Genomic DNA, 10,767 nt, shown 5'->3' on the forward strand with positions numbered 1-10,767 from the left:
TTATTCCCAAAAGATGGGTTGTAGAGCGTTCTTTTGCGTGGATAGAAAAATGTCGCAGGCTATGGAAAAATTGCGAAAGAAAACTACATACAAGCCTGAATATGGTGCTTCTTGCTTTTATTGCTCTACTTTTGAAAAGATTTTAAACAGGCTCTTAGGAGATAACCTCTATGCCTGCCACTAAATTACCTATCTGGTATCCAGATCACTTCCCTATTTACGATATGAAAAAAAGTTATCTAGAAAATGCAGAAGAGGGTCCTTTCTTTGATGGATTGATTCCCAAAAGAAATCTTCCTTCTAGAGAAGCGATGTTTAATTTTTTGGGATTCCCAGTAGCCTCTTGTATTGGTGTAGCAGCTGGACCTTTATTAAACTCCAAATGGATTTCACTGGCAGCTAAATTGGGATACGACATTCCTGTATATAAAACCATTCGTAGTAAAGAATATGCAGCTCATTCCATGCCAAATATTATTTATGTCGACACAAATGGCCCTATACATGCAAATGATCCTAAATATAGTGTTAAACAAGTCCTTTTCCCACCTAAGCAAATAGAGGATCTAGCGATCACAAACTCTTTTGGCATGCCTTCTAGATCACCTGCTTTTCTATTAGAGGATATCCCTCGTGCAAATGCTTATTTACAAGAAGGGCAAGTTATGGTTGTTTCCATAGCGGGTTCCTTTCAAAAAGAGCGTACTTTTATAGAAGATTTTGTAGCTGTTGCCACCTTAGCTAAAGCAGCAGGGGCTAAGATTATCGAAGCGAATTTCTCTTGCCCTAATGTAAAGACAAAAGAAGGTGCTATTTATTTGTCTCCCTCTGCTGTTGCAGAAATTGGAAGAGCGCTTGTTAAAGCTGTTCATCCCATTCCTTTAATGATTAAAGTGGGTGTTTTCCCGTCTAAACAACTATTGCAAGAAGTGCTAATCACAGCTACTCAAAGTGGAATCCAAGCCATTTCTGGGATTAACTCAGTCAGTTCTAGAGTGGTTGATTCAGCTGGAAACTCTCCTTTGGGTTCTGATAGACCAACAAGTGGTATTTGTGGAGGACCTATTCTCTCTACTGCGATACGGTTTATTACACAAACTCATGAAATCATCCAAAAAGAAAAGCTCGATCTTACCTTAATCGGAGTAGGGGGTATTTCCCTACCAGAGCATTTTTCTGTTTTTTTTAAAGCAAAAGCTAACGCTGCAATGACCGCAACAGGTATGATGTGGGATCCTTATTTAGCAACAAAATATCATACCAAAGAGTAGAGATGATCCAATTACAGACTAAAAAAATGATCCTTGATCTTTTTAGCATAGGATCGATTCAATTTGGCCGTTTTGTTTTAAAAAGCGGTATTACATCTCTGATTTATATCGACTTAAGACGGATTATTTCTTTTCCAAAACTCGTAAAAGAAATCTGCGATGCCCTTTGGCAACTTGCATCTTCTTTAGAGTTTAGTCTGATTTGTGGAGTGCCTTTGCTGATGCGCTGTAAGGAGATTAAGGAACATGGAACTAAATCCAGTATTGAGGGCATTTTTAATAAAAAGCAGTTTTGTTTAGTCGTTGAAGATATGATTACTACAGTTCAAAGTATTTTTGAAAAAGTTGCCCCTTGCTTAAAAAAAATTTCCAACAATCCGAAATGGATTTACTTTACACCCGGCATTCAATCCGCTAACGATAAGGATAGCTTAGCGCAGACATACCAAACCCCATACTCAGCTATCAAAAGCGGGCAGTGATGTAATCATTGTGGGGCGAGGAATTTATCAAGCAGAAAACCCAAAACGAGCAGCAAGCGAATATCGCAAAGCGGGATGGTCCTCTTATGTCTTCAGCTTATCTTCCTAAGATTTTTATTATTATTGTAAATTGGAATGGAAGACAAGATACCTTAACCTGCCTACAGTCTCTGCAATCATTGGATTACCCTAACTATCAAATAGTCATTGTTGATAATGGATCAAATGATGGTTCTATTTCTGCTATAAAGCTTCAATTTCCCCATCATCTGCTATTAGAAAACCAAATCAACTTAGGGTTCACCGGTGGTAATAATGTGGGAATCCAATACGCTTTAGATCACAAAGCGGATTTTATTTTGCTGCTCAACAATGATACCAAGGTTTCTTCTGATTTATTAAAGCACTTCATGTTAGGATTTCAACAATTCCCTAAGGCAGGAGTTCTTGGCGCTAAAATTTATCTCATGCAAAATGAGAGAAAATTAGATCACTTTGGAGGAACTTGGAATCCAAAGAAAGGAATCTTTGATTTAATCGGACTGCATGCATTAGATGAGAATTGGGATGAAGCCTTCTGTATCGACTATGTTTGCGGGGCTGCCATGATGATCAAAAAAGAAGTTTTTGCACAAATAGGACTATTGGAAGCTCGCTTCTTTTTGATTTGGGAGGAATCTGATTTTTGTATGCGTGCAAAACGCAAAGGGTTTCAAATTATCAGTTACCCTTCTGCAAAAATTTGGCATAAAGTTTCCGCTTCTTTTAAAGGTAAAACACATATTACCTATTTTTGGTGGCGTAACCGCCTTCTTTGGATCGAACGCAACTGCGCTTGCAACCAACTTTTAAGCATCTATATACGAGTGTTAATTCCTGAAATCCTTCAATTATTAAAAATCTCTTTGTTACGATCTATGCAGTGTCTTTGTTTTAATTTTTTTTACACCAAAGCTGAGCAAGAAAAAAAAAGAGATAGACTGCTAATTTATAAAGCAGCTCTAAAAGGTATAAAAGATTATCTCTTGCGTCGCTTTGGGCCCGGACCTGATTGGATTAATCATTGCTAATAAAATAGAGTTCTAATTTGACGAAGCTAAGATAAACTGCTATAAGTTAAGAAATAGGATATCTTGTCACATAAGCATGACAGACTGGGCAATTTTCAATCTTTACAACTATTGATTTATGACTATTAACAACATTTTAAAATACCTCTTCATTTCTCTTCTTTTCACTTTTATAAGCTGTGATCGTAATATGGTCATCATAAATGATGTCGACGAAAGAGAGGCAAATGAGATCATCGTCTTTCTAGCAAGTAGAGGAATCTCTTCGGAGAAAATGCAAGCTGTAAGCACAGGAGCTGGTGCAACAGGAAATGAAGCTGTAAAATGGAGCATCATAGTTGATGAGACTCATTCTACAAAAGCTATGGCTATTTTAAATCAAAATGGATTGCCTCGTAAAAAAGGGATGAGCTTACTGGATCTTTTTGCAAAAGCGGGCTTGATGTCTTCAGAAAAAGAAGAAACCATTCGTTATCAAGCAGGACTTGCTGAACAGATTGCTAATATGATCCGTAAGATCGATGGGGTGTTGGATGCAGATGTGCAAATTTCTTTTCCCTCTAGTGAAACTTCTTCTATGGCTTATGGATCACAACAAGAAAAAATAAAAAAAATTACAGCGGCAGTCTATGTAAAACATCAAGGAATATTCGATGACCCTAATGCTCATCTTTCTTCTAAAATTAAACGGCTTGTATCTGGTAGCGTAACAGGTCTTGATCTCAATGATGTTACCGTCATTTCAGATCGTGCGCGCTTTATTGATGTCTCATTAATGCCCATAAGCGAGCCTTTAGAAGGATCTGGTAATGAATATGTAAGCATTTGGTCGATTATATTAAACAAACAATCAGCTTCTCGTTTCCGTGTTGTCTTCTTTCTTCTTATGTTTTGCTTATTTATATTCGCTTTGCTCATCGGTTGGCTGGTTTGGAAGTTCTATCCCCTCCTTAAAGAAAAAGGGAATTGGAGGAATCTGCTTAAAATCGCCCCCTTTAAAGAGAGACAAGAAACAATAGAACCGCCTGAGAGTGAAAAGTAAGCCATGGATAAAGTAGCTTTTTGTACATTACGCTCTCTTATTATGTCCTCTCAAAAAAAAAAAGACTTGGTTGCTTGCTTATCCGAAGAGATGCAAACGGAAATACAAACATCTCACAAAGAAAATATAGAGGTAACAGATACAGAATCCTCTATATATAAACAGCTTGATGCTATACATTTTTCCTGGTTTGTTCCCTATCTGCGTTCTCTTACAGAAAAAGATGCTAAGCTTTTTATCTCTTGTTTACCCCTTCAACAAATACAAGGGTTAAAAGAAGAGCTCATGCTCTCTCAATTCTTTCCAAAGCCCACAGTTTTAGCCAAAAAATACTTAACTCAAGAGCTATTTAAAACAATTGCTCCTGAAAACTTAATCCCTCCTTGCTTTTTACCACAGCATCCTTTACTATCTTTGCTTGATTTAAGTACCACACAATTAAATACCCTTATTGAACTACTAGCAATGCATGATTTAGCGGTAGAAATTCCTCAAATTATCTCTACGCAAAAATTAAAATTGATTGATAGCGCTCTTACTAAGGAACAGTCTATTTATTTAAAAAAACTTTTGACTCAGAAAGAACCTGTGATCTTTAAAAAAATAGGGCTATCGGAATGGATTGCAGATTTAGAGGTGTTAAAAAACGCATTAATACAAAGAGGAATGAATCGATTAGCTAAAGCTATTTATCCTATTCATACGAGCTTTACTTGGTATATAAGTCATCGTCTAGAAAGGAAAAAAGGTAAGTTATTAACTAAGTTATCTACCGCTACAACTGCTCCACAAGCAGCTAATCTGCTCAAAAATCAAATCCTGTTACTCATGAAAAAACTTAATTACCAAAGCTAACTTATGAAATTTCTAACATTCATTCAACAAAGTGAAATACATCCAACTACAGCAGAAAAGGTGATTCCTGCTAAAGATTTTAGTATTTTATTAGAAACAAAAATGCTTATTGAACATGCACAAGAAGATATTGTTCTTTATAAACAAAAGGTGGAAAAAGAGTGTAAAAAACTACGTGCCCAAGCAAAACAACAAGGTTTTGATGAAGGACTTGAGCAATTCAGTACTTATATTATAGATTTAGAAAAAAAAGTGCTTTTTTGGTATTCAGAACTCCAAAAAAAAGTACTTCCTCTCGCTCTACAAGCAGCTAAAAAAATCGTTAGCCAACAACTCTCTTTACATCCTGAAACTATTGTGCGAATCGTTTCTGAAACGCTTAAAAGCGTGAAGCAAAGTCCAGATATTACCATCTATGTCAACAAGTTAGACAAAGAGATTCTAGAAGCAAACAAACCCACTCTTAAAAAAAGTCTCGAGCAAATAAAAACCTTTACGATTCAAGAAAGAGACGATATTGAACAAGGAGGCTGTGTTATTGAAACAGATAGTGGAATCATCAATGCCAAAATAGATAAACTTTGGGAATCCCTAGAGCACGCCTTTCAAAAATACATGTAATTTTAAAGTATAAACTTAAAGCACTTAAAATCTCTTTTTTCTCTTAGAGAAAATCTAAGAATATACTAAATTCGGTAAAAAAACGGTACTAACATGCATAAACGCCTTCTGCTTTTTTCTTTTGTATTGCTAGCCTGTCTTTTTTTAGGAGATTGTTTATATGCAAAAGAAGTCATTCCCTCTTCACCTTCTATTGAGCAACTAGCACCAACACCTACCATCTTAGAAGAGCTAACAGCAATCACGGCTTTTGCGCTTTTGCCTTTTGCCATTATGCTCTTAACCTCTTACATTAAAATTGTGATTGTATTGTCTCTTTTACGCAATGCTTTGGGTATTCAGCAATCTCCACCGAATCAAGTCATAAGCGGTATTGCTCTTTTAATGACGATTTATGTAATGTTTCCCACCGCTGTAGCCATGTATAAAGCGGGAGAAAATCAGATTAAAGACAGAGCTCCTACAAATTTATTTTCCGCTGAGAGCGCTCAATACATGGTAAATGTAATCAATGTTACAAAAGAACCCATGCGTGATTTTTTACAGAGAAATACCACTGCTAAACACATGGGTGGTTTTTACCAACTCGCTCAGCGCTCTATACCAGAGGAGTTTCGCGGTGGGTTAAAACCCAACGATTTTATCATTTTAATTCCTGCCTTTATTACCTCACAACTCAAAGCTGCCTTTGAGATAGGTGTCCTAATCTACTTGCCCTTCTTTGTAGTGGATCTAGTGACCTCTAATATTTTGCTCGCTATGGGCATGATGATGTTATCTCCTTTAACAATTGCGCTTCCCTTAAAATTACTATTAATCGTAATGGTAGATGGATGGACATTGATCATTCAGGGACTAGTTTTATCATTTCGCTAATTTAAGGAAAAAAACTATGTATAATACAGAAATCTATCAGCTTTCCTACCAAGCTCTGTTATTGATTCTTCTTTTATCTGGGCCTCCTATCTTAATCAGTACTTTGCTCGGATTAACCGTTGCTGTTTTTCAAGCGGCTACACAAATCCAAGAACAAACACTCTCTTTCATGGTCAAACTATTTGCGGTGATTTTTACCTTGCTCATTGTTGGAGGATGGTTAAGTTCACAAATCTTACAATTTACCAATAATATCTTCACAAATTTTCCTAAGTGGGCCTCTTAAAGATTTCATACAACGTCATTCACACTCACTTTTTGTTGACCAAATTCCTTATAAAAACTAAATTGGGGCCTGCAGTTGCTGCCTTCATGTTAATAGCTCTGCTCATGTTTCCATTTTACAATTATTTGTTATGATTCTAATCTGGCGCAAGAGGATAAGTAAGCGTATGAATTTGACGATTTACAAACAACGTCCTTAATCCATCTTGCTAAGATAAACCTCGTATAAGATCCTTACATGAACCCTAATGACTCTTACCTAGCTTTTTTTTCTAAACTTTTTGAACTAGACCCCTTTGCACTGCTTTCCTTATTTTTTCTAGGTTTGATGCGTTTTGCTCCTATTGTAAGTTTGGCTCCTTTTCTAGGAAATAAAGCTCCTAGCACTGTAAAAATGGGTCTTTTGATTTGTTTAACCCTTGTATTTTTACCGCAAATGATTATGACCTCTCAAACAATGGTCGGATTTAATTTTCAATATATTGTTCTTTGTTTCAAAGAACTCTTTCTTGGATTTGTTCTTGCGTTTTTTATAACAATCCCTTTCTACATTGCAGAAACAGCTGGAGTAAACATCGATTTTCTAAGAGGATCTTCCGCTTTGCAAGTGACAGATCCTTTTATGCAAACTCCCTCTTCTTCTATTGGTATTTTCTATAATTACATCATGATTGTGATCTTCTATCAAATAAACGGTATCTTTTATTTTTTTAATGCTCTTTTCGATTTTTATACAATTATTCCCATAGATAAAATGCTCCCATCGTATTTTTTTACTTTTCAAGCAGCTTTTTGGCAAAGCGTTTGGGCACTAGTCGGAAAAATCGTATCAATTGGTATTCAATTATCAGCTCCATCTATCATTGCTATATTAATGACGGAGATGTTTTTAGGAATCGCTAATAGATTAGCCCCTCAAGTACAAATTGCTTTTTTGGGCATGTCTCTTAAGTCATTACTTGGACTTGCAGTTCTTTGTGCTGCGTGGTTTTTCATTTTGCAACAAATGGGCATACAATCATTAGGGTATTTAAAAGATCTAGAAGTTATTCTAAAAAGCTTTCAATAGCATTTGAAATTAACTAATTTTACTTATTAATAGTCTTAAGTTTTTAATTAAATTTAGAAAAAATTCTTTTTATATTTATATTTTTTCTGATTGTTTTTTTTGATTTTTAAGTTCTAAAAACACGAAATTCATTTAATGCTCTAAAAAACAAAAATCCCCTCCTAAATAGTTATAAGGCATATTTAACCTATCCCAGACATAGGATTTTAACAACGATTAAAAAAGGAAAATCACATACTTATACTATTTTTTGTTGACTTGAATTCGTAATAAAAATTACAGTGAAGCCATAAAAATGATGCAAATAAAGCTATCAAAAAAAAATGCTGCTCAGAATATGTTTTAAAAGAGATTATTCTTCATTGCAGTTTTTTCATTTTAGGGCAAGTTTGCATCAGATGTAGCTGTTTATAAAGCTCATTGTAAGCAAGTACGGTGATCTTCAAGATATCTACATTGTAGCTGCTTGCGGAATTGCTAATTTCTTACAAAGAAGTTATTAACTCCGTGGGCAGCTACGAATTGTCGTTTATTGAAATTAAATGATCCAAACCTAGGGGGATCTATATGCAATGGAATTTGAAAAAGGTGTGGCCCGCAATTGCCGCATCTATGTTATTAGCAACAAGTTTTACGTATGCGGATTTTGGTGATTCAGCGTCCTTGCGTAATATAGAAAATCGTCTTAATAGCCTTGAGCAAAGACGAGGCGTAAATGGAATGATCAACCCCGCTGCAATGCCTTTAACTAGAAACGGATGGGACCTTCAAGTATCTGCAGATGCTCTTTTATGGCAATTATTTGAAGACGGTCTTAGCTATGCGGTAGAAACAACAAATAATGGCTTTCCTGTTAGAGCTGATGAAGTAAAAAGTAAATACAATTGGGGATTCCGTATTGGCCTCGATTATACTCTACCTCATGATAATTGGGATGTAGCTCTTTGTTGGACACACCTAATTAGCAGCCGCAAAGGCTCTTCTATAGCAAATGATCCATCAAATGTTTTAATAAAAACACAAGGTTTTGCTTCTGCAAAAAATCCTTTTGAGGGTTATGCTGTTGCAAATTCAAGATATCGCAACCGTCTTGATCAAATTAATCTTAATGTAGGCCGTGAGTTCTTCGTTAGTAAGTGGGTAACATTACGTCCTTTCTTTGGGTTAAGAACTGATTGGTTACGTCAGAGGCTACGTACATCTTATGGTTTTAGTAATGTTGTTAATGGAGATCCTGTGACAACTGACCAATTCACTAATCAAAGAAATAAGTGGTGGGGAATGGGTATTGAATCAGGGCTCAATACACAATGGAGTTTTTGTAACGGATTTAGCATTTATGGAAATGTAGCCACTGCTATTGAGTATGGTCTACAAAAACTACAATTGAATGAAATTAACATGGTAGGTGTTATGGAAAACAATTCTGCTTCATTTAGTAGAAGTTACCATATTTGCAGACCTATTCTAGATCTACAACTTGGACTAGGTTGGGACTATAACTTCTGTGACTTTCACTTTGGATTGAAATTGGGCTGGGAAAACCATGTGTATTTTGATCAAAGCAGATTCTTGTCTTATAACACAGTTAACTATTCAGACAACACTTCTGGTGGAAGTCTGACTTATCAAGGTTGGACATTACACGCTTGCTTTGACTTCTAAGTGAAGTGTTTGCTGCCGCAAAAAAATAGACACCAGGATTAAGTGAACCTATTCACTTAAACTGGTGTTTTTTTATTCTCAATGATATAAGTTTTTTCAAAAAAAAAGTTGCAATCTATTTTTATTAATATAAGATGGATATTGATACGTTAAAAATAAGAATTACAGTTAAGCCATAAAAATGCTCCAAATGCACTCTTTGGAAAAAATTTTGTTATGCATTTGTATCTGGTGTAATTGTCGTTTATTGAAATTAAATAATCTAAACTCAAGAGGAATCTTATATGCAATGGAACTTGAAAAAGTTGTGGCCTATAATTGCTACATCTATGTTATTAGCAACAAGTTTTACGTATGCCGATATTAACGATTGTGCTACGCATAACCTAGAAAATTGCCTTTGCTGTCTTAAAACGAATGAAACGTTTAATCCCCCTGGAATGCCTTTAAGAAAAAACGGATGGGATCTTCAAGTATCTGCAGATGCTTTGCTTTGGCAGTTACAAGAAGATGCTCTTGTCTATGCTATAGAATCAGTAACTTTTACTCTTCCTTTGGGAAATGATCGAATAAAACAAAAATATAATTGGGGACTCCGTATAGGTCTGGATTATACTCTGCCCCATGATAATTGGGATGTAGATTTTTCTTGGACACATCTAATTAGCAGTAGCCAAGGTAATACTACAGCAGCTCAAGGTAATGCTTTAAGAAAATCAGGCCTTGTATTAAGTAGCGTTCTTGTAGGTTTTACAACTGCAAGTGCAAACTACCATAATCGCCTTGAACGACTTAGCCTTAATACAGGTCGCGAGTTTTTCGTAAGCAAGTGGGTAACACTACGACCTTTCTTTGGGCTAAGATCTGATTGGTTACTCCAAAGGTTACGTGCATCTTATTCTGGAGTAATAGCCGATCCTACAATTAACCAAACAAGTAACAGAAAAGTTAAATGGTGGGGAATTGGAATCGAATCAGGGCTTAACACACAGTGGAGTTTTTGTGGTGGATTTAGCCTTTACGGAAATGTAGCTGGTGCTATTGAATATGGATCTATCAAACAAATTGTAAATGAATTTGGAACTGTTGCTTATTCATTTGTAGATAGTTACCATATTTGCAGACCTATTCTAGATCTGCAACTTGGACTAGGTTGGGACTATAACTTCTGTGACTTTCACTTTGGATTGAAATTGGGCTGGGAAAACCATGTGTATTTGCATCAAAGTTTCTTATATAATCCAGGTCTATTTATCTCAGCTTCATCAGGAGATTTAACTTACCAGGGCTGGACACTACATGCAAACCTTGACTTCTAACTAAAATCCTTAAAAAACACTAGAGCTTTAAATTCTGGTGTTTTTTTCTTTAGCGCCTGTTTAAAATCTGTCCTAGACAGAACTTGAGTTGACAGGCAGCACTTCATTGACAGTAGAGCTCTTTCAAAACTAGGAAATAAAAAAGCCCTTGTATAAAATAATGCCCTTAAAAATACGTAAGGGCATGATGAAATTTGAAAAAGCAAAAAGTT

At 35.7% G+C, this 10,767-nt stretch carries 13 protein-coding genes; all 13 read left to right on the top strand.

Going from position 1 to position 10,767, the window contains the following annotated elements; translation table 11 throughout:
• A partial coding sequence (locus tag RHOW815_RS04290) for a transposase (RefSeq protein WP_215217120.1) occupies positions 1 to 146 on the top strand: 146 nt, incomplete at its 5' end.
• Positions 147 to 170: 24 nt separating this feature from the next.
• Positions 171 to 1,271, top strand: a complete 1,101-nt coding sequence (locus RHOW815_RS04295; RefSeq protein WP_215217109.1) for a beta/alpha barrel domain-containing protein — start codon at positions 171 to 173, stop codon at positions 1,269 to 1,271.
• A 2-nt stretch (positions 1,272 to 1,273) separates the two neighbouring features.
• Positions 1,274 to 1,753 (top strand): type I phosphoribosyltransferase, encoded by a 480-nt coding sequence (locus RHOW815_RS04300; RefSeq protein WP_215217110.1) that lies wholly within the window; start codon positions 1,274 to 1,276, stop codon positions 1,751 to 1,753.
• Between the two features lie 10 nt (positions 1,754 to 1,763).
• The gene (locus RHOW815_RS09055) at positions 1,764 to 1,862 is read left to right on the top strand and encodes a hypothetical protein (protein WP_350339697.1); all 99 of its coding nucleotides are present in this window, start codon (positions 1,764 to 1,766) and stop codon (positions 1,860 to 1,862) included.
• Positions 1,840 to 2,823: a glycosyltransferase family 2 protein gene (locus RHOW815_RS04310; protein WP_215217111.1), complete on the top strand. Its 984-nt coding sequence runs from the start codon at positions 1,840 to 1,842 to the stop codon at positions 2,821 to 2,823. Before RHOW815_RS09055 ends, RHOW815_RS04310 begins: the two co-directional genes overlap by 23 nt.
• A gap of 190 nt (positions 2,824 to 3,013) precedes the next feature.
• Entirely contained in the window at positions 3,014 to 3,865 is an 852-nt protein-coding gene (locus RHOW815_RS04315) for an EscJ/YscJ/HrcJ family type III secretion inner membrane ring protein (protein WP_251368227.1), read from the top strand.
• Positions 3,866 to 3,868: 3 nt separating this feature from the next.
• Positions 3,869 to 4,720 carry a hypothetical protein gene (locus RHOW815_RS04320; RefSeq protein WP_215217113.1) on the top strand — a complete coding sequence of 284 codons (852 nt, stop codon included), beginning with the start codon at positions 3,869 to 3,871 and terminating at the stop codon, positions 4,718 to 4,720.
• 3 nt (positions 4,721 to 4,723) lie between these two features.
• Positions 4,724 to 5,341 (top strand): FliH/SctL family protein, encoded by a 618-nt coding sequence (locus tag RHOW815_RS04325; protein ID WP_215217114.1) that lies wholly within the window; start codon positions 4,724 to 4,726, stop codon positions 5,339 to 5,341.
• A 93-nt stretch (positions 5,342 to 5,434) separates the two neighbouring features.
• On the top strand, positions 5,435 to 6,217 hold the full coding sequence (sctR, locus tag RHOW815_RS04330; RefSeq protein WP_215217115.1) for a type III secretion system export apparatus subunit SctR: 783 nt from the start codon (positions 5,435 to 5,437) through the stop codon (positions 6,215 to 6,217).
• 16 nt (positions 6,218 to 6,233) lie between these two features.
• Entirely contained in the window at positions 6,234 to 6,503 is a 270-nt protein-coding gene (gene sctS, locus RHOW815_RS04335; RefSeq protein WP_215217116.1) for a type III secretion system export apparatus subunit SctS, read from the top strand.
• A 237-nt stretch (positions 6,504 to 6,740) separates the two neighbouring features.
• A complete protein-coding gene (locus tag RHOW815_RS04340) occupies positions 6,741 to 7,571 on the top strand; it encodes an EscT/YscT/HrcT family type III secretion system export apparatus protein (RefSeq protein ID WP_215217117.1) in 831 nt (276 codons plus the stop codon).
• A 567-nt stretch (positions 7,572 to 8,138) separates the two neighbouring features.
• Entirely contained in the window at positions 8,139 to 9,236 is a 1,098-nt protein-coding gene (locus tag RHOW815_RS04345; RefSeq protein ID WP_215217118.1) for an Lpg1974 family pore-forming outer membrane protein, read from the top strand.
• Positions 9,237 to 9,520: 284 nt separating this feature from the next.
• Positions 9,521 to 10,555 (top strand): Lpg1974 family pore-forming outer membrane protein, encoded by a 1,035-nt coding sequence (locus tag RHOW815_RS04350; protein ID WP_215217119.1) that lies wholly within the window; start codon positions 9,521 to 9,523, stop codon positions 10,553 to 10,555.
• Positions 10,556 to 10,767 lie beyond the last annotated feature (212 nt).

It is taken from the genome of Candidatus Rhabdochlamydia sp. W815 (assembly GCF_018642185.1).
Lineage (GTDB): Bacteria > Chlamydiota > Chlamydiia > Chlamydiales > Rhabdochlamydiaceae > Rhabdochlamydia > Rhabdochlamydia oedothoracis.